Origin of the sequence: Enterococcus mundtii (genome assembly GCF_003957375.1) — a bacterium.
GTDB classification, from domain to species: domain Bacteria; phylum Bacillota; class Bacilli; order Lactobacillales; family Enterococcaceae; genus Enterococcus_B; species Enterococcus_B spodopteracolus.
The window spans coordinates 1,202,534-1,222,071 of record NZ_CP025473.1; the positions used below are offsets into that span (position 1 = coordinate 1,202,534).

Sequence of the window (19,538 nt, forward strand, 5' to 3'; positions counted from 1 at the left end):
ACACTGAAATCAAAAGACTTCAATGTACTTATTCAATGACTCATCACATAAATGATTCTCTTGTCTGTTGTTTTCCTTGTTCGATATAACTGGTATCGTTGACACTTTCAATTGAAAAACGACCATTTTTATAGGTTACTTTTGTGACACTACCATTTAACAATCCAGCACGAACTGGTTGAGAAGGATCGATCAAGCTAAGAAGAAAAGCAATCGTTAGGCCGTGGGAGACGACTAAAACATTGCCGCCATTGTTCTTCTCACACTGATGGGCAATATCTTCAAAACCTGACCAGACACGTTCTTTTAATTCGGCATAAGGTTGCGCCCAGCCAGCAGTATCCGTCTCATAGATGGCATTAGCGATTTGTTCAAAGGTCACATCTGTGGTGAACATCTCATCGTATGTTTGAAAATTTAGTACACGAGGAATGACACCCCACATCTCCATGTCGTAGCCACCTTCTAGCGAACCAAAACACCATTCACGAATCCGTTTATCAATAAAGTAAGGAATTTCTTTCCCTTTTGTATGTTCGCTTAAAACGATCCGTGCCGTTTCGATTGCACGACCACTGTCGCTTGAATAGGCGTAAGAAAAATCGATATCTTTTAGACCTTTACCTAAAAAATGGATACCTTCTTGTCCTTGTTTCGTCAATGGTGTGTCACACCAGCCTTGCACACGTTCAATCGTATTGAACATTGTTTTACCATGACGGACGATATACAGGGTTGTTTCACTCATGTTGAACGACCTCCTAAGTTTGATTAAGCGTTAAAAAATGGGTTTGTTTTTTTCTCGTGTTCAATCGTTGTTGGTTCTCCATGGCCAGGATAGACCACAAATTCATTTGGTAGAACAAAAAGTTGTGTCGTGATGCTATAGAGTAACTGCTCTAAATTACCGGTGTAGAGATCGGTGCGACCAATACTCCCTTTAAAGAGTGCGTCTCCCGATATCACGAAGTCATCGAAAATAAAGCTAACACTACCGGCTGAATGACCAGGTGTTGGAACGACTTCAAATGACATATTCCCAAGACGGTATTGTTTCATTTCAAATTCATATTCCGCAGGAGAAACAATGATATTATCCATATCATCATGGCGACCAAGTCCTGAGAGATTCAAGATTGGATCTCCAAGCCATTCTTGTTCTATTGGACTGACATAGACAGGGATCTCATAGGTATTTCTCAACGCTTCGACAGCGCCAATGTGGTCGTAATGCGTATGCGTTAGTAAGATAGCGACAGGTTGTTGCTGGATCTTCTTGATTTGTTCTTGGATCATTTCAGCGTCAGCTCCTGGATCAATGATCAGAAGCGCTTCGTCGTTGTAGACAAGGTAACAGTTTTCCTCGATTGTTCCAGTTTTTAATTGTAAAACATGCATAAAAGAAAACCTCCAACTTTTAAAAATTCTTTCTTCTATCGTTCGATATAAGTATAACGCAAATATGGATCAGAAACAAAAGTGTCTACTTTTATAACATCAGTTATCTGAATTGTCAGATTATATGAAAAGTGTTTAAAAATTTTAAACGGAAGAATAGAAAATTTTCATTGATTTTTCATTTACTCTTGTTACATTGAGTGTATCCAAAAATCCAAATTCTATATCCTATATCCCTGCTTATCCGAGCAGGGTGTTTTTGTTTTTTGCGAAACGGTCTATTTTGCGGTACTCTAATACAAGAAGGAGGCGACCATGGTGAAAAAATCTAAAATATCTGTCCGTCACTTAGTCGAGTTCATCTTGCGTCGCGGAAGTATCGATAATCGAAAGAAAAGTAATCATACCGCCTTGGAAGGTGCAAAAATCCATCGCAAGCTCCAAAAAGAAGCAGGCGAAGAGTATCAAAAAGAAGTGTTCTTACAAACCAGCGTACAGCTTGATCCTTATGAACTGATCGTTGAAGGACGAGCAGATGGTATCTTCAAAAAAGAGGGTGTGTACCACATCGACGAAATTAAAACGTCGGAACCACGCTTTGAAGATTTAGAACCTGAACAAGTCGAATTGTTTTTTCATCAAGCAAGAGTGTACGCCTATATTTATAGTCAAGTAAACAACTTAGAGGAGATCAACCTCCAGCTAACCTATTATCAAACCACAGAAGAAGTGATCACACGGAAAGTGGAACATCAGACGAGAGAACAACTGGAAGTGTTTTTTAAAAAACTGACCGAGGATTACCAAGAGTGGTTGATTTTTCAGGAAAATTGGCGCACGGTACGTAATGCCTCATTGATGGCACTAAAGTTTCCATACGAAGAGTATCGTAAAGGACAAAGGGAACTGGCAGTTGCTGCCTATAAAACGATCCGGACAAAACAAAAACTGTTCGCGGAAGCCCCCACTGGTACTGGAAAAACGATCTCTACATTATTCCCAGCCTTAAAGGCGATTGGAGAAGATGAAGGAGAACGTATTTTTTACCTAACCGCGAAAACTATTACGAGACAGGTGGCTGAAGATGCATTAGCAGCGTTAAAAGATGTTGGAGCTGAGACAAAAAGTGTGACCTTGACTGCGAAAGATAAGATTTGCTTCTTAGATGAGACAACGTGTAATCCGGACCAATGCCCTTATGCAAATGGCTATTATAATCGAATCAACGAGGGGTTATGGGATTTATTGAACCACGAAAACCAGATCACTCGTGAGGTGATTGAGAAATATGCGAAGAAACATACTTTATGTCCATTTGAACTCTCTTTAGATGTCAGCTTATGGTGTGACGTGATCATCGGAGATTACAACTATCTTTTCGACCCAACGGTTTACTTGAGACGTTTTTTTGATGAAGAGAAAAATGAAGATCATCTTTTCTTGATCGATGAAGCACACAATTTAGTCAATCGTTCAAGAGAAATGTATTCTGCTGAGTTATCTTATGGAAAAGCACGTAAAGTCTATGGAGAGATCCCGAAGGAATTTAAAAAACTACGTCGTCGATGGAATCGTCTTTTAAAAGCTTTTGATCAGATCCAAGAAATTGCTCTTGAAGAAGGGTGGAACTATCATCATCAAAAAGCCCCAGCAGATTCATTGATCAACGCAGGGTTTCAACTCGGCGAATTTATTCAAGAATGGTTGGCTGAATATCCTGAACATCCGATGCAAGAGCAAATTTTAGGATTTTATTTTGACTTGAATCATTTTTTAAAAATCAGTGAATTCTATGACGATCACTATGAAACAACTGTAGAGAAAAGTTTCCATGATTTGATCGTGAAGCAATTTTGCATCGATCCTAGTTTATTTTTAGAACAATCGTTGAACAAAGGACGGAGTAGCCTTTTGTTTTCTGCGAGTTTTTCACCACTTTCTTATTATCAAGAAACAGTAGGGGGCAAAGAGAGTTTAGCGTATCGCTTACCTAGTCCATTCCCAATTGAGAATCAACAAGTACTTATAGCAAGTTATCTTGAAACGACGTATCGCAAAAGAGAGCAGAGTATGCCACGTTTAGTAGAAACGATTCAACGTTTCATTCAAGGGAAGACGGGCAATTATATGATTTTCTTTCCTTCCTATCAATATTTGGACCAAGTCGCCGAAGTGTTCAAAGAAACCTACCCTTCGACTCGCACACTTATCCAAGGAACCAAGTTGAATGAACAAGAACGAGAAGATTTCTTAGCAGAATTTATAGTCGAACCGCAAGAAACATTAGTAGGCTTTTGTGTACTTGGCGGCATTTTTTCAGAAGGAATCGATCTCCGCGGATCACGATTGATTGGTAGTATGATCGTTGGTGTGGGCTTACCACAAATGAATCATGAGCAAGAGTTGATCAAATCTTACTATGATGAAAAAGAACAGCTAGGTTTTGCTTATGCTTACCAGTTACCAGGAATGAATAAAGTATTGCAAGCTGCTGGGCGAGTAATCAGAGATATGGAAGATCAAGGCATTGTGCTTTTAGCCGATCAACGCTTTGCTTCATCAAATTATCGTAAACTCTTCCCGCCACATTGGCACCAAGCAAAAGAAGTTCGAACAGTTGAGGCACTATCACAAACTATCCATCAGTTTTGGCAAGACCACTAAAAAAGGACGAAGCAAAATGCTTGTCCTTTTTTAGTGATATCTCAATAGTACCCATGAACTAACGGTAGTTCGTAAATTGCAATTCGATCGGTAAGTCTAGTTTTCTTAAAAGTGCGATCACAGCTTGTAGATCATCGCGATTTTTACCAGTTACTCGGATCTGGTCTTCTTGGATCTGTGTTTTCACTTTTAGTTTTTCATTTTTGATCGCGGTCGTGATCTTCTTGCCATTATCGCGGTCGATTCCATTGACAAGATCAGCAGATTGGCGTGCTTTCCCACCTAAAGCGTGTTCCGTCTCAGAAAAGTGGATATTTTTGATTGGCACATTGCGTTTATTCAATTTTCCAAACAAAACATCTTTGATTTGTTCGATTTTAAATTCATCGTCACTTAGCACAACTAATTTATTTGTATTCTCTAACTTGATCTCAACCGTTGAATCCTTGAAATCGAAACGGTTAGTTAATTCTTTCGTAGTTTGTTGGATTGCATTTTTTACTTCTTCAATAGATACTTCTGAAATGATATCAAAACTTGCATCTTTTGCCATAATGTCCTCCTCGTTCATTCGGTTTTCTTTTATTGTAGCATAGGCTTATTTTTTTGTGACATCTTTACTAAAATTCTTCTCATTTAAGTAGTCACTATTTTATTTTCTGGAAGAAACTGTTATTCTTACATTTGGAATAAACTTGAAAAGGAGAGGTGCTTGTGAGCAGATTCATGACTGTCTATCAAAGAAACGAAAATCTTAAGAAAATAGTGGTTATCTTGATGACCGGTTTGACTGCAGCGGTGGCATTGAATTATTTTTTGATTCCAGCCAACGTCTTTTCTGCCGGAATGAACGGGATCGCCCAAATCATTGCTTCACTATTATCTGAATGGGTCCATATAGATGTCGATACTGGAACGTTTATTTTTCTATTGAATATTCCTGTATTTATACTAGGCTTTTTAAAAGTCGGAAAACGCGCAACTGTACTTAGTTTCATCAACGTTGTTTGTGTGTCAGTCATGACGACAGTTTTACCGACAGGACAGGTAACAGATAATATACTGATGAATGCATTAGTCGGTGGTGTTTTACTTGGCGTCGGTGTCGGTATTTCTCTTAAAATGGGATTTACGACTGGGGGAATGGACATCATTTCATTGGTTCTTTCTCAAACGACAGGGAAAACCGTAGGAAACTATATGCTGATTTTAAATGGCATTATCGTCGTAGCAGCTGGCTTCCTCTTTAATTGGGAAAGTGCTTTGTATACAATCATCTCGATCTATGCAATGACTCAAGTCATCGATGCGATCCATACGAGTCACCAAAAAGTGACCGCCATGATTGTCACTGTGAAACCTGAAGAAGTGACTGCTGAAATTGCGCAACGTATGGTTCGGGGGATGACTCTCTTACCTTCAGTTGGTGGCTATTCAAAACGTGAAGGAAAAATGATCATGATGGTCATCACACGTTACGAAATGTATGATCTTGATCAAATCGTCCATGAGATCGACGAAGATGCGTTCATCAATATTTTACCAACGCATTCTGTTTTTGGTCGCTTTGCCAATGAGAACGAACAAAAAATGTATCGTTCAACAGGGGTTCTTCCTGAAATCAAACATGCATCTAAAAAGGCAAAAAGCAAATAAAAAAGGGATAGACAAACAAATCTACCCCCTTGTTTGTCACCGTTGAACCGAATAACTGGTGGAAAAAGAAGTAACTTCTTAGGAACTAAGAGGATCTATAAAAAAATTTGAAAAACAATTTGCGTAGCTGTTACCTTAGTTCTTGAGGTGAAACATTACTGTCAAGACTTCGCTTGCCAAATGAATATTTACAAACCCCTTAAAAAAAGGTATGATAAACAAAAATTGTGAGAAGGAGAATCCGAAGAATGAGTGAACAAAAATGGTCTGCTGAAGAAGTAGATGAAATCAAAGAGCGAATTCTCACCGCGTTAGAAATGGTGATTGACCCAGAACTAGGAATCGATATCGTGAACCTAGGTTTGATCTATGAAATCGAATTTGACCCTGAAAATGGAGATACCGTTGTTAAAATGACTTTGACAACGATGGGCTGTCCGTTAGCTGATATCTTGACTGAATCGATCCATGATGCACTAAAAGAAGTGCCAGAAGTGTCGAAAGCAGAAGTCAAATTAGTCTGGTATCCCGCTTGGACGACCGATAAAATGAGTCGTTATGCACGAATTGCGCTTGGGATTCGTTAAAAATAGATAAATACTGAACTCTTTTATTAACTTTTAGGAAAAGTTAATAGGAGAGTTTCTTATTATGCAAAATTTTATGTCGATGATTGGCTAGAAGATAGGTTATTTTGTGAAAAAGAGAGTAGCTTTCACTTATTTCAACTTAAAATATCCCACTGCTATTTAGCACGTCTGGTAGGGGATTTACTATGGAAGGGTCTCAGTGAATAAAGAGACTTAAACATGAAATAACCAATTATCTTTGAAAAGATAATTGGTTGAAGGCTTCAGAATTTCTCATTACTTATTCTTATTCAAGTACTTTTCCAAATACTCGATCTTTGCTAGATCCTTATGATTATTTTTCTCTGCACGGTAACTATCTTTAGCAGAACGTTGATAGACTTTCAAATATTGTTCCGCTGTAGGTAAGTAAAAGGAACAGTCGTCGATCCTGATTAGAGAGAGTTCATTAAGTGGAATACCTGCAAAGCCGAGAAGACTGTCCATACTGCCAAACTGGATGGTATAAGAATCTTTTGCAAATTCATGTTCGTGTAAATCAACTAGCTGGTAATTCAACGTTTCCATAATTTTCATGATGCTTTGCCAATTGTGCAAGAGATCTTTATCGGGTGCCTCCCAACCCCGTGGATCGCCAGGAAGATGGATGTCAATGTCTCTTGGTTGCCAGTCGATATCTGTTAAGTAAGACAAGCCTAATGAACCTAGTAGTAGCGGAGTGATCTGTTGCCTGTTTAATTTTTACGTGATCAATAAAAACTCTTTGAAATAAAGTTCCATGGATTTTCTCCTTTTCTTTGGTTGCATTTATTGTAACAAAGTGGATGTCTAATTTTCCATTTCATCCTGAAAACAAAACTAGATTCTCACAAAAGTGAATCTAGTTTTTTTATTTCTTGTATTTAAGAAGTGAAGTTGGTGAGCAACTATAAATTTGACTATAGGAGTTGTAAAAATTGAGTGTGAATGGCTTAGTTTTCCTATTTTTGGTACACTTGATTTACTATCAATCAGAAAGTTGGTGACAGATTGAACCTAGAAGCACAAAAATATTGGGAAAACTTTTGCTTAAAAAATGGTGTATCACAAGCGTCATTATATGAAATTTTTGCTTTTGGAAATACGAAAGAACACGCAGATGAATTAGCAGATTTGGTATTGGAAGGGAAGAAAACAGGGACAAGCTCAGGGTATGAGCTTTACCAAATGGATAACGAACCATTACCTAAAGTTGGTGACTACTCCGTCGTTGTGAATAGCTCTAAAGTACCGATAGGCATTATCCAGACTGTCGAAGTGGCAATCTTACCTTGGAAAGAAATCACCGAAGAACTGGCAGCTACAGAAGGTGAAGGCGACTTATCTCTTATGTATTGGCAAAAAGGACATTACAATTATTTCAAACCTTACTATGAAGAACATGGACTATTGCTCAATGAAGAAACAAAAATCGTCTTTGAACGATTCCAACTTGTTGATCGATATTTGCCGAAAAAAGAGGAGACTAATGCATATTGATTTAGTAGAAGAAGCAATAGAAAAGAAAAAAATCGTCCAAGAAGTCTTGAATGATTTGCCAGAATGGTTTGGCTTGCCAGATTCGGCACAAGAATACATCGAGAACTGCCAAAAATATCCGTTGTGGGTCTTGCAAGAAACAAATGAATCAATAGGGTTTATCAGTTTAAAAGAAACAAGTAAAGCCACCGGTGAGATCTATTGTATGGGGATAAAAAAAGCCTATCATCATCGAGGATTAGGTAAGCGATTACTAGGTGAACTAGAATCCTATGCAAGAGAACATTACCTATTTTTACAAGTGAAAACGGTCGCCGAAGGGCATTATGCTATCTATGATCAGACGATTGGATTCTATCGAAGGATGGGTTTTGTTGAGCTAGAAGTGTTCCCAACCTTATGGGATGAATGGAATCCATGTTTGGTAATGCTAAAAAGTCTTAACTAAAAAAGAAAGCGAAGATGGTACTCTCGCACATGACAGTTGTCGTTCGTGGTCGTAAGTGTTCGACAGAAGTCTTTACGGAGATCTTTTGAAATCACTCCGGACCAACTTCGTCTTCTAGACCTCAAAATTGAAGAAGGACGTTCGCGGGTAGCAGTAGACATCCATGCGGGGAATCTAAATGTTCGTTTGAAGAGGTATGAAGAATAACTATAAGCTTTCAGGAGTAATGGGATGATAAAAAAAATGAAGAAACTAGACCAAGAGATAATGGACCAGCTACTAACTATATGGTTAACGACCAATATCAGGACACATGATTTTATTGATGAGAAATATTGGTATGAGAAAAAAGCGTTGATGAAAAAAGAATTGCCAAAAGCAGAAATTTATTATTGTGAGATGAACAGTCAGATTGTTGGTTTTATGGGAATCGTAGATGCATCTTATTTAGCTGGCATTTTTGTAGAGTCAACATATCAAAATAGAAAAATCGGACAAAAATTGATTAAAGCTGCTAAAAAAGAAAAAGAACGAATAAGCTTGCATGTTTATGGTAAGAATAAAGGAGCAATAAGATTCTACTTTAGAAATGACTTTAGAAAAGTGGATGAACAAATGGATGAATCGACGGGTGAGAAAGAATACCTCATGTTGTGGGAAAGAAATAGACAGATTTAATCACTACAAACTATGAGCAGTCTACTTACGCCTAGCTGTAAAAAACAAGATCAATCTTTGAAGGTGGATTTTGTTTTTTCTATTGGATTACTAGCGATCAAGAAGTATAAAGGGCAGACTTGTGAGGAAAGCGATCACTCCACAAATGAGTCCAAACAAAATGACGATGCCTACTTTTTCGATCCGATTTCTGACCTTGTTTCTTTGTTTACCTAGAGGTGCTACTTCTTTGTTTTCCATGAATGCGACGATATCTTTGCAGGTTTTGATATTCTCTTGTTTTTTTAGTCCCTCAACTTTTATTGCGCCGTACATGCTGGCGATCCAAAAGATCAAGGGAAGAGCTAATCACCAATTACCGGGTAAAAATCAGGATGGTCCTACTGAAATCAAGGTGAGAAGCATGAAACCTAGCATGATCTTGGTATATTTGTTCAGTTCAGTAAGGGTAACATTTTCTTTCATCTTTTCTACATCTCCTTTGACTAATTCATCCAAAGAAACGTCAAATAGGACACTCAGCAATAATAAATTATGAATATCAGGATAGCTACATTCATTCTCCCAGTTTGAAATCGTTTGTCTTGAAACATATCATTTTTCGGCTAATTCTTCTTGGGAGAAAGCTAGTTGTTTGCGATATTTAAGTCCATAGTATCCGCTCCTTCTTATCTCAGTGTGATCGAAGAGGTCAAAATCGACGATCAAAGGTTTTTGTCATTGCCAGATTTAGCATGTAAAAAGTCTTTGACATGCTTTAAAATACTGTTTTATCAGTATTCTTGGTCATTTGTTATGTAAATGGCGGATCATCGCTTTATTAAAAACCGCACGTTTTTTTTGAATGAACTAACGATCCCTTGAATTTATGATATCATACACTTAATGCTGAAAGGATTAATGGATTGGAGGAATGGTTTTGGAGAAGTCAACAAGTGTAGAAAAGAAGAAAGTTTATTTTTTATGTACAGGAAATTCTTGCAGAAGTCAGATCGCTGAAGGGTATGGCCACGAATATCTGGAAGATCAATTTGAAGTTCGTAGCGCGGGAGTAGAGACACATGGATTAAATCCACGTGCAGTGAAAGTGATGGCAGAAGATGGCATCGATATTACAAGTCAAACTTCAGACTTGATTGATCCAGATTATTTTAGCCATGCGGACTTGATCATTACGCTTTGCGGAGATGCGTTAGATAAATGTCCAGTGATTCCTGCTCATATCCGTCATGAACATTGGGATCTAGAAGATCCAGCAAAAGCTACTGGTACAGAAGAAGAGATTTTTGCTGAATTTAGAAAGACCCGCGAAATCATCAAGAAAAAAATAAAGGATATGGCTAACTAAGGAAAAAACGCCTGTCGATAATTAAGAATATGCATTATTTTTTTAGCAACGAAAATTCAATGGATGATTGAATGGAAGAAAAAGATGCTTTTGCAATTGTCAGCGTACCAAAGTGAGTACCGCGAAATGACTTGCTCAAAAAAGCGTATAGTGATATGAGGTTCTCAGTCAAGACATGGAATGAAAACCGTTGAATCAAGTGGATAAAGACGAGTAATCATCTAGAATGTATATTCATTCTAGGATATTACTCGTCTTTTTTTTGAAAATCAGGCATACTAGAATTATAGTTGGATTGGAAACGTTTTAAAACGAATGTATTTTTAATAAGGAGAAGAAGATGAGACCAAAGTCAAAAGAGGAGTTATTGATACTCGCAACTAAAAATTTTGAAAAATTGCAGCAGTTGATCGATTCCATACCTGTGGAACAAAGGGAAGCAATATTTGATTTTGAGGAAGTATTTCTTGAAAAAAGAAAAGAAGCACATTGGCGAAGAGATCAAACGATCAAAGACGTGTTGATCCATTTGTACGAGTGGCATTCTTTATTATTAAAATGGGTAAAAAGTAATCAATTGGGAGAAGCCGTATCTTTTTTGCCGGAACCCTATAATTGGCGAACGACAGCCGAGATGAATCGTGCCTTTACAAAAAAACATCAGTCTACTACGTTACGGCAAGCGTCTGACTGGTTGAAGGAAAGCCATGCAGAAGTGATGTTACTGGCGAAAACCTTCGATGACGATCAACTGTTCCAAAAAAATCAGTATTCTTGGGTTGGGAATACAACGCTTGGCAGTTATTTCGTTTCTGCTACTTCGAGTCATTATGATTGGGCGATCAAAAAAATCAAACAAAGTCAAAAGCAGAAGCAAAAACAAAAGGGAAATTAGGTGAAACAAGAACAAAAAAAATAGGAATCAATAAGATTCCCATTTTTTTAAAATCGTTCTTTTTAGTACCAACCGTTAGCTAACCAGAAAGCTTTGGCTGCATCCCAAGAGCCATAACGAGAAGCAACATATTGTTCTGCCACTCTTTCTTGATTGGCAGCAGAGTAGTCACCGTTCAAGTAAGAAGAGTCTAATTGGTACCGGCCGATATAACGTCCGTTTGTTGCTGTATAAGAACCGCTAGATTCTTTTTGTGCGATCCATTCTTTGGCATCGTTCGTACCAGTTGAAACAGCGACTTCAGTAGCTGGTGCTTGTTCTACAACTGGTGCTTGTTCTACTACAGGTGTTTCCACAACTGGTGCTTGTTCTACTACAGGTGTTTCCACAACTGGAGCTGTTTCTTGAACAGGTTCCACAGGTGTTTGAGTAGCGACAGGAGCAGCTGCTTGCTCACCAGTAGGAATAGTTAATTCTTGACCTGAAAAAATCAGGTGAATGTTTGAGATTGAGTTAGCTTCGGCAATTGTTTGGATCAATGAGTTGTCACCAACGTATTTTTGAGAAATCGTTGATAAAGTATCACCTGATTGAACAGTGTAGGCTTCGTCTGCGTGTGCAGAAGTACCCATAAATAATGCAGCGCCGGCGGCCAAAGTTGTTCCAAAAAGAATAGTTTTAAGTGATTTCATGAAAGATCTCCTTCGTATTTTAGAAAGTTATTTTGATTAGCTGTTTTCGCTAACGAGTAATACTTTACCACGGGATTATATTTCATAGGTGAAAGATACGTAACAGTTTGTGACAAAGCTACCTTTTTTGTAACAAAAATGTGTTTAAATAATGTGCGTTTTAATTAGAAAAACATCATAAATGAAGAATTGTGCGCTTCTGACATTTGTTTTTTATTAGAAAGATTCAAAATAAAAAAATAGAAAATGCTCAATTTTAGATTGAGAAGCCGAGAAAAAGTGAATTTTTTATAAAATTTATACGAAGTGATAGAATAAAAGAAACAAGGAGATGGGATGGATGACGAATATGTATAAAAAAATAATGGTGGCGATTGACGGTTCAGAAAAAGCAGAGAAAGCATTTAGCGAGGCTTTAGAATTAGCGAGAGATAACCAAGCAGAATTATTGATCGTTTCAATTATCAATAAAATCGATTTGACACATAGTGCCTATGCGTTCTCAAAAATCTATGCAGAAGAAAAACAAAAAATAGAAGTGGAACTGTTGAAGAGAATCAATGATGCCAAAGAATTTGGGATTGAAACGATTCATGCAATTGTGGAGACCGGTGATCCAAGAACATTGATTGCGACTGTCTTACCAAAACAAGAGTCAATTGATCTTATCGTGATGGGGGCAACAGGTAAAGGCTCGATCCAACAAGCGTTAGTAGGGTCGACAGCTTCTTATGTGGTGACTCATGCGCCTTGTAATGTGTTGGTTGTTAAATAGATTCCGATTCCTGAGAAGCTACGTTGCTGATTTCCAACGTGGCTTTTTTGTTCGTGAAGAGTAGTACTGGTAACTAAGGATGTTTGTAAAGGTAATAAATCCATAAGATCAATATCGTTAATGAAATAATCAACCCTAATTCATGTGAAAGTAATTTTGGGGTGGGTTCCCAATGCCGAAGGGAAAATATTTTGTGGGAAAAATAAGCGACTGGTAAAAGTGTCAGCAATACGGAAAATTTTCGCTTCGTCCATTTCGTGTAGTAGATTGCTAAAGTTGTCATTAGAAAAAAAGGAACATAAAAAACAAATTGTCCCAAAGTGTCCATATAATATACGCCTCCGAGGAAAAAAGAAATCTATAATTAAAAATAACACTTTGTATGTTTGTGCACAAGAGGATATGTTGCAAAATTTCTTGTTTTTTAAATAAAGTTGTTTTTTTGATTCTTGATGTACTTATTGTTATAATTCTTTTAAAGAAAGGGTGTAGTATTTCATGGACCAAGTGATATTAGAAGTTGATCTACATTTAGTAAACAATATCCGTATTTGCTATTATATTGTTAGTAATAGTGTGGAACCGCGAGTATTAATGAACAAAATCGATGGTATTTTATCAAAAACGGATGTCCATCAATTTAACGATGGAGAAGAGAGTTACTACAGTATTCCAGTTGAAAAAGTGATTTATACGAAAGTGAACGTGCGAAAAGACTTAGATACGAAAGAAATACATGCGCCGATATTCACTGAATATTGAAATAAGCTGGAGGCAATCAAAGATGAATCCCTATGAACAAATGATCCAAGAGTTGATGGATGGAAAAATCCAAAAAATAGAGGTCAAACGTGAGGAAGTCATGACTTTTCGTGAAGCGTGGTTAAAAATTGAGAATCGCAAATTTGTTGTTGGAAAGGCCGAACTAAATGGTAATGTGACTTACCACTATGACCCAACTAGATTGTATTAAAAGTAGGTTTTGATAGAAGTGTGGTGATTTGGAGATCCATCGCTTATTTTTGAAACACAAGAAATCTCAACAAAAAATCCCCGACAATCCTTAATTGTTGAGGATTTTTTTGTTTCTAGATCATGACAGACTCGCTCTGATCATCCCTATAAAATATAAATTTTATTTGAATAGATTTTTGAATTTATCCGTTATTCCTTGAAAATCGACATTTTGGAGAAATTCTTGGGCTTTTTCTTTGTAAGGACCTAGTTGTTCTTTATGTTCTTCGAAAAATGTTTTGGCTTCAGTGAAATTGCCACTTTGGACTAGATCTTTGATTTTCTGAAATATTTCTTCTTTATTCATAATGAAACCCATCCTTTCTTTCCTATTATAATAGCAAAAATCTATAAAATTTTGTAAAAATAACTTCTGTGCTAAAGTCCGATAAAAAACTCGATCTAGAGACGGATGAATGTGATTTTTTTTCAGGCTATACTCAAAGAGTAAAGAGGAGGTAGGAAAATGAAAGTAATCAAAGTATTAGTAGGTGCCATTGTATTCAGTGGGTTGGCGTTATTTGGCTTGAAGTATTATACCCAAGGCGCTACCGGAGAATTACCAGCAGTTATAGACCAATTGAATCCGTTAGTCACTAAGGGAGAAGTGTATGTCAAAACAAAACAGCCTGATGAAGTCAATTCGTTTGGGACGGCAAAATATATCCAAAAGGCAGTTGATGCAAATGGCAACGAACGCGAGATTGAATTTAACGGATTATCTGTTTTAAAAAAAGATCGTTACTTGAGATTAACGAATAAAGGCGCTCATGTAGAAACATACGAAGAAGTTCCCAAAGAAGAGGTACCTAAAGAAGCATTAGCTATAATTGGTTGATTTTATTTTTATTATGTAAATTAAATGTTGAATTAAAAAATAAGCCTAAGAATTATTGATTAATAACTTAATCATTTGTTCTTAGGTCTATTTTATTTTCTCGCCATGCTCAATTTCAATTGATCGATCCGCCGTTCCAATTTTTTGATCAATCCAGCAGGCAAGCCGATGATCTCAGCAGATGCCAAGACAGAAGAGAGCAACTGATATTCAAGTGTTTCAGCATCAATTTTACGATAGATGGTGGCTAGACGTTCGATGTACTCAAAATGAGTATAGCCAGTTTGAATGATCAAAAATTTCAACAAATCAACGGCTTTCTCGTAGTCTTGCTCAGAATAATAAGCCAATGCTTGTCGATAAAGTTTGATTTCAAGTAAATCGAGAGAAGCAGGGCTGTATCGGTTCGTCCATTCATTGACTGACACTTTTTTTTGGATATTACCAGCAGTATCACGGACGAAGATGATTGGGATTTCATTTGGATCCGCCTTTTTATGAATAAACCGTTCCACAGATTCTTGCTCCTTCCTTTGATTGTTAGCTTGAGTATAAGCTATTTTTCTAGGAAATACTAGTTCTTTTCTAAAGTAAGCATTTGTCCGCCCATGGCAGTAAATACTTGCTCAAAATCGTCGATTGGTACTGCACGATTTTTTATGCCATAAGGATCATTGACATAGATTGATTGATCATCGTAGCCAGTTACAACACAGGCATGGACTAATGGCGTGACTTGTACTTCACCGTTTGCAGTCGTCCAAGTCATGAAATCATTTTCTGTCGGCACTTGAAAATCGATTGTGACAGAAGTCCACACAGGTTTATCTTCTTTTAGTGCATTTTTGATGTCAGTCAAGCTTGCATCCGTTTGCGGTTCGGTATGATAATCGGTTTGCAGGATTTCTTGAGCTAACGTAGCGATTGGTGGAACATAGACACCCATTGCCCAGTCACCACCCCAAATCTCACCAACGAACCCTTCATTTGGATCGCCATGAGTGCCATCAGCATTGAAAACGGGGACATAATTTAATTCTTCGGCTAATTGATTCTTGGTAGTTTCGTAGCCATAGAAGCGCAGCAACATCGATAAGGCAGTTACTTCACAGCCATTCTCTAGTGCAGGTTCATCGAATTGATTTTCAAGAGGTACGTCGAGTAGTACTTGTTTTTCTTCGGTTTTGATTGTTTGCTCTATGTTTTCCTCCGTTATTGATTTTTTATCTTCTAATTGTTTATTTGTAAAGTAAAAGACGCCTGAAAGCAATACTAGCGTTGCCCCGCCTAGTAGTAATCGTTTTTTACTTTTTTGTTTTGACATGAAAGACTCCCCCAGACTTCTTTCTATTATAATTGTTTTTTTAAAAAAAACTACATGAATCTGCCTAGTCAAATGTAAAAAACAAAGAAAAACAGTCCCAAAAACGATTTTTTTATTATGTTTAGCTGTTAAAATTTGTGAAAACGAAAACAGTACGCTATAATGCGGATAGATCAAATAAGAGTTTGATCAAATCACCACTAACGAAACACACAGATAAAACGAAATGATTTTCTGTGGCAAACTGTTTGAGTAGTTTAGGAGGATTTTGATGACGGAAGAAATGATTAATTTAGGAGAACAATATTCATGTAGGCCCATTGGTTTTACCAAATCAGTTGTTGGAGAAGTTGTTTCAAAAATGACGAATTGCGCCGTAGTCAAAGTTGCCCAATGCGCTATAGAAGATCAAGAATTATTAGAAGAAAAAGCTAGCATGGTAGTAGCTAAATATGATACATTTGAATAAGAAGATATGGACATGCAACATCGAATGATCATGTTGCAGGTCCTTTTAAGGTTATGAAAGGAGCATTGAACACTAAGGCATAAGACAGAAAAAACGAAAACACCTATTTCATTTTTGGGTTTTTTGGCTTATGACCGAAGTGCTGCTCCTTGAATACCGTTTGTTCAGTTAGAGGGGACATGATTTACCCCTTTGATTTTCTAGTTTCAAGAGTTGAAAATAAAGGTGTGGATCGATAAGATGGTTTCCTTTTTTACAATAGTTCTTTTTTTATTTGTCATCGTCATGTGCTTATTTCTATGGCTTGTACGACGAGAGATCGTTTATAAAACGGTTCGGAATCGCTGGGTCTATTTAGTTGTTCCGTTCCTTGCTGTACTGGTTCTATGGTATACAGTGGTCAGTCAACCAACCACTGATGAGTTAGTGAAAGGCATCTTGGCTTCTCTTGTGTTATTGAGTTTCTTGTTAGATAGTCGAGGACTTACTACAGAAGGGCTAGTTTTGAACAGCTTTGACCGTCGTGGAGTGCCATATTCTGAAATCAACAAAGTCGTTCTTTACCAACCAAAAGATTCGAAAGAAGTCAAAATGAATTTTTTCCGGAACGGTTGGCGTGGCCCGCTATTGAAATTTTCTGTCTCATTAGAAGAATTGATTCCTTTTTTAGCAAAACACTTAAATGATGATGCAGAACTTGATATCATGATTGAGCATGAGGATGAATGATCCATTGAAATGACAAAAAGACAGCTCCTTCTTTTAGTAGAAGGAGCTGTCTTTTTGTATTAGCAGAATTAGCCAAACACGCGGAAACGATCGGCATCGTTCATATATTCTTTTTCGCCAGCTGGAGATTCAGGTGAACCAAAGACTAATTGTGCACGTAATTTCCAGTTTGCAGGAATCGACCATTCTTTTGCGACAGCTTCATCGATCACTGGATTGTAATGTTGTAGGTTTGCACCTAAACCTTCTTCGCTTAATGCCACCCAAGTATTGGCTGTAGCAATACCATTTGATTGTTCTGACCAATCAGGGAAGTTATCTGCATATAATGCAAATTGCTCTTGCAAGTTTTTGATCACATCTGTGTCTTTGAAGAACAAGACAGTACCATAACCTTTTTTGAAACTAGCTAATTTGTTTTGAGTATTTGGGAAAGCATCAGCAGGTGTCAGTGGACGTAAAGCTTCTTCTGTCATTTCCCATAATTTTTCATGTGCATCGCCAAATAAGATTACTGCACGTGTTGATTGCGCATTGAAAGCAGTAGGGCTTTCTTTGATTGCTTCTTGGATCAATGTTGTTAATTCTTCATTTGATTGTGATACGTTACGGCCTAGATCATAGATCGAACGGCGGTTTTTTAAGATATTTGTAAATTCAGTCATAGATTAGTTCTCCTTTAATTCGCTTTTCTGCGTTTTTTTCTTGATGACAAAACGAAGTATATCATCTTACAAAAAGTAAGTAAAACAAAATGCTCAACAAAATGTACGAATAGAAAAAAGATGTTCTTTTACATAAAAAATTCGTTGCGAGACCGTTTACATACTGAATATACCGACATTTAAGCTTTATGATATGAAGTAGACCATATAATTATTAAAAATAACTTATGTTTTTTCTTATCGTTTTCCCATTAAATTTTTGTTGTATTTATAGAAAATAAGTATATATTTCTTAAATAAATATTTTTACACGGATTTTCGGTAAATATGTGTATTATTTTCTGAAAATTAAAAGAATTGGGGTATGGGAATATGGAAAAACAAGACAAAGGGTTCTTCGGTCAGCCGAAGGGATTGTCTACATTGTTCTTCACAGAGATGTGGGAACGATTCAGTTATTATGGTATGCGTGCCTTACTGATCTATTATATGTACGACACGGTAGCAAATGGAGGCCTTGGTTTACCTCGTGCCACAGCGTTGTCAATCATGTCAATCTACGGTTCGTTGATTTATATGTCGAGTATCGTAGGCGGCTGGTTTTCAGATCGTGTGTTAGGAGCCAAAAAAACCGTCTTTATTGGTGGGGTCTTCATCATGATCGGTCATGTTGTTTTGGCATTGCCGTTTGGTGTCTCCACTTTATTTATCTCGATGGCGTTGATCATCATCGGTACAGCTTTCTTAAAACCAAACGTTTCGGGAATGGTCGGGCATTTATATACGAAAACCGATTTACGAAGAGATGCAGGATTTTCGATCTTTTATATGGGTGTCAATTTAGGCGCATTGCTCGCGCCGTTGATCGTCGGTACGATTGGTCAAGAGTATAACTACCATTTAGGTTTCTCATTAGCTGCTATCGGTATGTTCTTCGGGTTATTGCAATATGTGATCCAAGGACGTAAGACATTGGATGGAGTGGGTATGACACCTCCAAATCCTTTGACACAAGGCGAACGTAAAGGATTTATCCGTAATGTTGTGATCGCCTTGATCGTATTTGCTATTATTTTTGGTGGAGCGCAACTGACGGGACATTTGACGATCGATTTTTTTGTTAATACGATCAGTGTCTTAGGAATCGTTTTACCACTCTATTACTTTATCAAAATGTTGACGTCAAAAGATGTTTCAGTGGAAGAAAAACCACGCGTATGGGCATATATCCCGTTATTCTTAGCAGCAATCATCTTTTGGTCATTGCAAGAACAAGGGTCATCGATCCTTGCCCTATTTGCAAGTGAACGAACACAATCGACCTTGATGGGGGTTCCGATCCAAGCAAGTTGGTATCAATCATTAAACCCGATTTTCATCTTTATTTTGACACCTGTGTTCGTTACTTTATGGACACGTTTAGGTAAACGTCAACCATCAACCGTAGTGAAATTCTCTCTAGGTTTATTATTTGCCGGATTGTCCTATCTGTTATTGATGTTGCCGGGGATGTTATATGGAACAGCTGGAAAAGTCAGTCCACTTTGGCTGATCGGTAGCTTTTTCATCATCGTGATTGCTGAACTTTGCTTATCACCTGTCGGCCTATCAGTGACGACGAAATTGGCGCCTAGGGCCTTTGAATCGCAAACGATTGCGATCTGGTTCTTAGCAGATGCTTCTTCCCAAGCCATCAATGCACAAATTGCTCGTTTCTATACACCAGGCACTGAATCTGCCTACTTTGGGATTATTGGTGTCGTTGCGATCGTCGGTGCAGTGATTTTATTTGCAATCAAAGAACCAATCAAAAAATTAATGGGTTCGATCCACTGAT

General features: G+C 37.5%; 26 protein-coding genes and 1 pseudogene. 15 read left to right on the top strand and 12 right to left on the bottom strand.

Annotated elements, in window-relative coordinates:
- Positions 1-43: 43 nt before the first annotated feature.
- Both CYK55_RS06025 and CYK55_RS06030 read right to left on the bottom strand, forming a co-directional pair.
- Positions 44-748, bottom strand: a complete 705-nt coding sequence (locus CYK55_RS06025) for a histidine phosphatase family protein (protein ID WP_010735634.1) — start codon at positions 746-748, stop codon at positions 44-46.
- A 23-nt stretch (positions 749-771) separates the two neighbouring features.
- Positions 772-1,398: an MBL fold metallo-hydrolase gene (locus CYK55_RS06030; protein WP_034689310.1), complete on the bottom strand. Its 627-nt coding sequence runs from the start codon at positions 1,396-1,398 to the stop codon at positions 772-774.
- Between the two features lie 315 nt (positions 1,399-1,713).
- Between CYK55_RS06030 and CYK55_RS06035 the strand changes: the two genes are divergently transcribed.
- Positions 1,714-4,062 carry an ATP-dependent DNA helicase gene (locus tag CYK55_RS06035; protein WP_126134051.1) on the top strand — a complete coding sequence of 783 codons (2,349 nt, stop codon included), beginning with the start codon at positions 1,714-1,716 and terminating at the stop codon, positions 4,060-4,062.
- A 58-nt stretch (positions 4,063-4,120) separates the two neighbouring features.
- On the opposite strand, the gene CYK55_RS06040 is transcribed toward CYK55_RS06035, so the two are convergent.
- Positions 4,121-4,615, bottom strand: coding sequence for a YajQ family cyclic di-GMP-binding protein (locus CYK55_RS06040; RefSeq protein ID WP_034689308.1), 495 nt, complete (start codon positions 4,613-4,615; stop codon positions 4,121-4,123).
- Positions 4,616-4,788: 173 nt separating this feature from the next.
- Here CYK55_RS06040 and CYK55_RS06045 point away from each other — a divergent pair, with 173 nt between their 5' ends.
- A complete protein-coding gene (locus CYK55_RS06045) occupies positions 4,789-5,718 on the top strand; it encodes a YitT family protein (RefSeq protein ID WP_080693166.1) in 930 nt (309 codons plus the stop codon).
- 248 nt (positions 5,719-5,966) lie between these two features.
- Positions 5,967-6,305 carry a metal-sulfur cluster assembly factor gene (locus CYK55_RS06050; RefSeq protein WP_019723739.1) on the top strand — a complete coding sequence of 113 codons (339 nt, stop codon included), beginning with the start codon at positions 5,967-5,969 and terminating at the stop codon, positions 6,303-6,305.
- 279 nt (positions 6,306-6,584) lie between these two features.
- Here CYK55_RS06050 and CYK55_RS06055 read toward each other — a convergent pair whose 3' ends face one another.
- On the bottom strand, positions 6,585-7,031 hold the full coding sequence (locus CYK55_RS06055; RefSeq protein ID WP_235186347.1) for a phosphoribosylanthranilate isomerase: 447 nt from the start codon (positions 7,029-7,031) through the stop codon (positions 6,585-6,587).
- 306 nt (positions 7,032-7,337) lie between these two features.
- Here CYK55_RS06055 and CYK55_RS06060 point away from each other — a divergent pair, with 306 nt between their 5' ends.
- The 3 genes from CYK55_RS06060 to CYK55_RS06070 all read left to right on the top strand — a co-directional run bounded on the left by CYK55_RS06060 (position 7,338) and on the right by CYK55_RS06070 (position 8,952).
- Entirely contained in the window at positions 7,338-7,826 is a 489-nt protein-coding gene (locus tag CYK55_RS06060; RefSeq protein ID WP_034689298.1) for an ASCH domain-containing protein, read from the top strand.
- On the top strand, positions 7,816-8,274 hold the full coding sequence (locus CYK55_RS06065) for a GNAT family N-acetyltransferase (RefSeq protein WP_034689297.1): 459 nt from the start codon (positions 7,816-7,818) through the stop codon (positions 8,272-8,274). The genes CYK55_RS06060 and CYK55_RS06065 overlap by 11 nt, the downstream gene beginning before the upstream one ends.
- Before the next feature lie 231 nt (positions 8,275-8,505).
- The gene (locus tag CYK55_RS06070) at positions 8,506-8,952 is read left to right on the top strand and encodes a GNAT family N-acetyltransferase (RefSeq protein ID WP_034689295.1); all 447 of its coding nucleotides are present in this window, start codon (positions 8,506-8,508) and stop codon (positions 8,950-8,952) included.
- 90 nt (positions 8,953-9,042) lie between these two features.
- On the opposite strand, the gene CYK55_RS14070 is transcribed toward CYK55_RS06070, so the two are convergent.
- Together CYK55_RS14070 and CYK55_RS14075 are read right to left on the bottom strand one after the other, a co-directional pair.
- Positions 9,043-9,267, bottom strand: coding sequence for a hypothetical protein (locus CYK55_RS14070; protein ID WP_404830962.1), 225 nt, complete (start codon positions 9,265-9,267; stop codon positions 9,043-9,045).
- A gap of 54 nt (positions 9,268-9,321) precedes the next feature.
- Positions 9,322-9,531, bottom strand: a pseudogene (locus CYK55_RS14075) (helix-turn-helix domain-containing protein); the annotation flags it as partial.
- 334 nt (positions 9,532-9,865) lie between these two features.
- Between CYK55_RS14075 and arsC the strand changes: the two are divergent.
- Both arsC and CYK55_RS06085 read left to right on the top strand, forming a co-directional pair.
- Positions 9,866-10,300, top strand: coding sequence for an arsenate reductase (thioredoxin) (gene arsC / locus CYK55_RS06080; RefSeq protein WP_034689294.1), 435 nt, complete (start codon positions 9,866-9,868; stop codon positions 10,298-10,300).
- Between the two features lie 340 nt (positions 10,301-10,640).
- The gene (locus CYK55_RS06085; RefSeq protein WP_034689292.1) at positions 10,641-11,195 is read left to right on the top strand and encodes a ClbS/DfsB family four-helix bundle protein; all 555 of its coding nucleotides are present in this window, start codon (positions 10,641-10,643) and stop codon (positions 11,193-11,195) included.
- A gap of 62 nt (positions 11,196-11,257) precedes the next feature.
- Here CYK55_RS06085 and CYK55_RS06090 read toward each other — a convergent pair whose 3' ends face one another.
- A complete protein-coding gene (locus tag CYK55_RS06090) occupies positions 11,258-11,887 on the bottom strand; it encodes a LysM peptidoglycan-binding domain-containing protein (RefSeq protein WP_126134052.1) in 630 nt (209 codons plus the stop codon).
- A gap of 340 nt (positions 11,888-12,227) precedes the next feature.
- On the opposite strand from CYK55_RS06090, the gene CYK55_RS06095 reads away from it, so the two are divergent.
- Entirely contained in the window at positions 12,228-12,662 is a 435-nt protein-coding gene (locus tag CYK55_RS06095; RefSeq protein ID WP_034689288.1) for a universal stress protein, read from the top strand.
- Between the two features lie 73 nt (positions 12,663-12,735).
- On the opposite strand, the gene CYK55_RS14015 is transcribed toward CYK55_RS06095, so the two are convergent.
- On the bottom strand, positions 12,736-12,990 hold the full coding sequence (locus CYK55_RS14015) for a hypothetical protein (RefSeq protein WP_034689287.1): 255 nt from the start codon (positions 12,988-12,990) through the stop codon (positions 12,736-12,738).
- Between the two features lie 170 nt (positions 12,991-13,160).
- On the opposite strand from CYK55_RS14015, the gene CYK55_RS06105 reads away from it, so the two are divergent.
- Positions 13,161-13,424, top strand: coding sequence for a hypothetical protein (locus tag CYK55_RS06105; protein ID WP_034689285.1), 264 nt, complete (start codon positions 13,161-13,163; stop codon positions 13,422-13,424).
- A gap of 22 nt (positions 13,425-13,446) precedes the next feature.
- Positions 13,447-13,635 carry a hypothetical protein gene (locus tag CYK55_RS06110; protein WP_034689283.1) on the top strand — a complete coding sequence of 63 codons (189 nt, stop codon included), beginning with the start codon at positions 13,447-13,449 and terminating at the stop codon, positions 13,633-13,635.
- A gap of 162 nt (positions 13,636-13,797) precedes the next feature.
- Here the strand turns inward: CYK55_RS06110 and CYK55_RS06115 are convergent, their stop codons facing one another.
- Positions 13,798-13,983 (bottom strand): hypothetical protein, encoded by a 186-nt coding sequence (locus CYK55_RS06115; protein WP_034689341.1) that lies wholly within the window; start codon positions 13,981-13,983, stop codon positions 13,798-13,800.
- Positions 13,984-14,142: 159 nt separating this feature from the next.
- Between CYK55_RS06115 and CYK55_RS06120 the strand changes: the two genes are divergently transcribed.
- Positions 14,143-14,514, top strand: a complete 372-nt coding sequence (locus tag CYK55_RS06120; protein WP_034689281.1) for a YxeA family protein — start codon at positions 14,143-14,145, stop codon at positions 14,512-14,514.
- 92 nt (positions 14,515-14,606) lie between these two features.
- On the opposite strand, the gene CYK55_RS06125 is transcribed toward CYK55_RS06120, so the two are convergent.
- Positions 14,607-15,029, bottom strand: a complete 423-nt coding sequence (locus tag CYK55_RS06125) for a hypothetical protein (RefSeq protein ID WP_034689279.1) — start codon at positions 15,027-15,029, stop codon at positions 14,607-14,609.
- A 59-nt stretch (positions 15,030-15,088) separates the two neighbouring features.
- A complete protein-coding gene (locus CYK55_RS06130; protein WP_034689278.1) occupies positions 15,089-15,838 on the bottom strand; it encodes a C39 family peptidase in 750 nt (249 codons plus the stop codon).
- Between the two features lie 271 nt (positions 15,839-16,109).
- Here CYK55_RS06130 and CYK55_RS06135 point away from each other — a divergent pair, with 271 nt between their 5' ends.
- Together CYK55_RS06135 and CYK55_RS06140 are read left to right on the top strand one after the other, a co-directional pair.
- Positions 16,110-16,307: a hypothetical protein gene (locus CYK55_RS06135; RefSeq protein WP_010735604.1), complete on the top strand. Its 198-nt coding sequence runs from the start codon at positions 16,110-16,112 to the stop codon at positions 16,305-16,307.
- A 240-nt stretch (positions 16,308-16,547) separates the two neighbouring features.
- Complete coding sequence (locus CYK55_RS06140; RefSeq protein ID WP_034689276.1) at positions 16,548-17,036, top strand: hypothetical protein; 489 nt, start codon at positions 16,548-16,550, stop codon at positions 17,034-17,036.
- 68 nt (positions 17,037-17,104) lie between these two features.
- Here the strand turns inward: CYK55_RS06140 and CYK55_RS06145 are convergent, their stop codons facing one another.
- Entirely contained in the window at positions 17,105-17,701 is a 597-nt protein-coding gene (locus tag CYK55_RS06145; RefSeq protein ID WP_010735602.1) for a nitroreductase family protein, read from the bottom strand.
- Positions 17,702-18,073: 372 nt separating this feature from the next.
- Between CYK55_RS06145 and CYK55_RS06150 the strand changes: the two genes are divergently transcribed.
- On the top strand, positions 18,074-19,537 hold the full coding sequence (locus CYK55_RS06150) for a peptide MFS transporter (RefSeq protein ID WP_010735601.1): 1,464 nt from the start codon (positions 18,074-18,076) through the stop codon (positions 19,535-19,537).
- The last annotated feature ends 1 nt before the right edge of the window (position 19,538 follow it).

Coding starts and splice junctions, on each gene's coding strand:
- CYK55_RS06085 (WP_034689292.1), top strand. CDS start 10,641: ATGAGACCAAAGTCAAAAGAGGAGTTATTGATACTCGCAACTAAAAAT.
- CYK55_RS06105 (WP_034689285.1), top strand. CDS start 13,161: ATGGACCAAGTGATATTAGAAGTTGATCTACATTTAGTAAACAATATC.
- arsC (WP_034689294.1), top strand. CDS start 9,866: ATGGTTTTGGAGAAGTCAACAAGTGTAGAAAAGAAGAAAGTTTATTTT.
- CYK55_RS06135 (WP_010735604.1), top strand. CDS start 16,110: ATGACGGAAGAAATGATTAATTTAGGAGAACAATATTCATGTAGGCCC.
- CYK55_RS06050 (WP_019723739.1), top strand. CDS start 5,967: ATGAGTGAACAAAAATGGTCTGCTGAAGAAGTAGATGAAATCAAAGAG.
- CYK55_RS06030 (WP_034689310.1), bottom strand. CDS start 1,398: ATGCATGTTTTACAATTAAAAACTGGAACAATCGAGGAAAACTGTTAC.
- CYK55_RS06035 (WP_126134051.1), top strand. CDS start 1,714: ATGGTGAAAAAATCTAAAATATCTGTCCGTCACTTAGTCGAGTTCATC.
- CYK55_RS06025 (WP_010735634.1), bottom strand. CDS start 748: ATGAGTGAAACAACCCTGTATATCGTCCGTCATGGTAAAACAATGTTC.
- CYK55_RS06115 (WP_034689341.1), bottom strand. CDS start 13,983: ATGAATAAAGAAGAAATATTTCAGAAAATCAAAGATCTAGTCCAAAGT.
- CYK55_RS06145 (WP_010735602.1), bottom strand. CDS start 17,701: ATGACTGAATTTACAAATATCTTAAAAAACCGCCGTTCGATCTATGAT.
- CYK55_RS14015 (WP_034689287.1), bottom strand. CDS start 12,990: ATGGACACTTTGGGACAATTTGTTTTTTATGTTCCTTTTTTTCTAATG.
- CYK55_RS14070 (WP_404830962.1), bottom strand. CDS start 9,267: ATGTACGGCGCAATAAAAGTTGAGGGACTAAAAAAACAAGAGAATATC.
- CYK55_RS06110 (WP_034689283.1), top strand. CDS start 13,447: ATGAATCCCTATGAACAAATGATCCAAGAGTTGATGGATGGAAAAATC.
- CYK55_RS06070 (WP_034689295.1), top strand. CDS start 8,506: ATGATAAAAAAAATGAAGAAACTAGACCAAGAGATAATGGACCAGCTA.
- CYK55_RS06040 (WP_034689308.1), bottom strand. CDS start 4,615: ATGGCAAAAGATGCAAGTTTTGATATCATTTCAGAAGTATCTATTGAA.
- CYK55_RS06045 (WP_080693166.1), top strand. CDS start 4,789: ATGACTGTCTATCAAAGAAACGAAAATCTTAAGAAAATAGTGGTTATC.
- CYK55_RS06140 (WP_034689276.1), top strand. CDS start 16,548: ATGGTTTCCTTTTTTACAATAGTTCTTTTTTTATTTGTCATCGTCATG.
- CYK55_RS06095 (WP_034689288.1), top strand. CDS start 12,228: ATGACGAATATGTATAAAAAAATAATGGTGGCGATTGACGGTTCAGAA.
- CYK55_RS06150 (WP_010735601.1), top strand. CDS start 18,074: ATGGAAAAACAAGACAAAGGGTTCTTCGGTCAGCCGAAGGGATTGTCT.
- CYK55_RS06130 (WP_034689278.1), bottom strand. CDS start 15,838: ATGTCAAAACAAAAAAGTAAAAAACGATTACTACTAGGCGGGGCAACG.
- CYK55_RS06065 (WP_034689297.1), top strand. CDS start 7,816: ATGCATATTGATTTAGTAGAAGAAGCAATAGAAAAGAAAAAAATCGTC.
- CYK55_RS06090 (WP_126134052.1), bottom strand. CDS start 11,887: ATGAAATCACTTAAAACTATTCTTTTTGGAACAACTTTGGCCGCCGGC.
- CYK55_RS06120 (WP_034689281.1), top strand. CDS start 14,143: ATGAAAGTAATCAAAGTATTAGTAGGTGCCATTGTATTCAGTGGGTTG.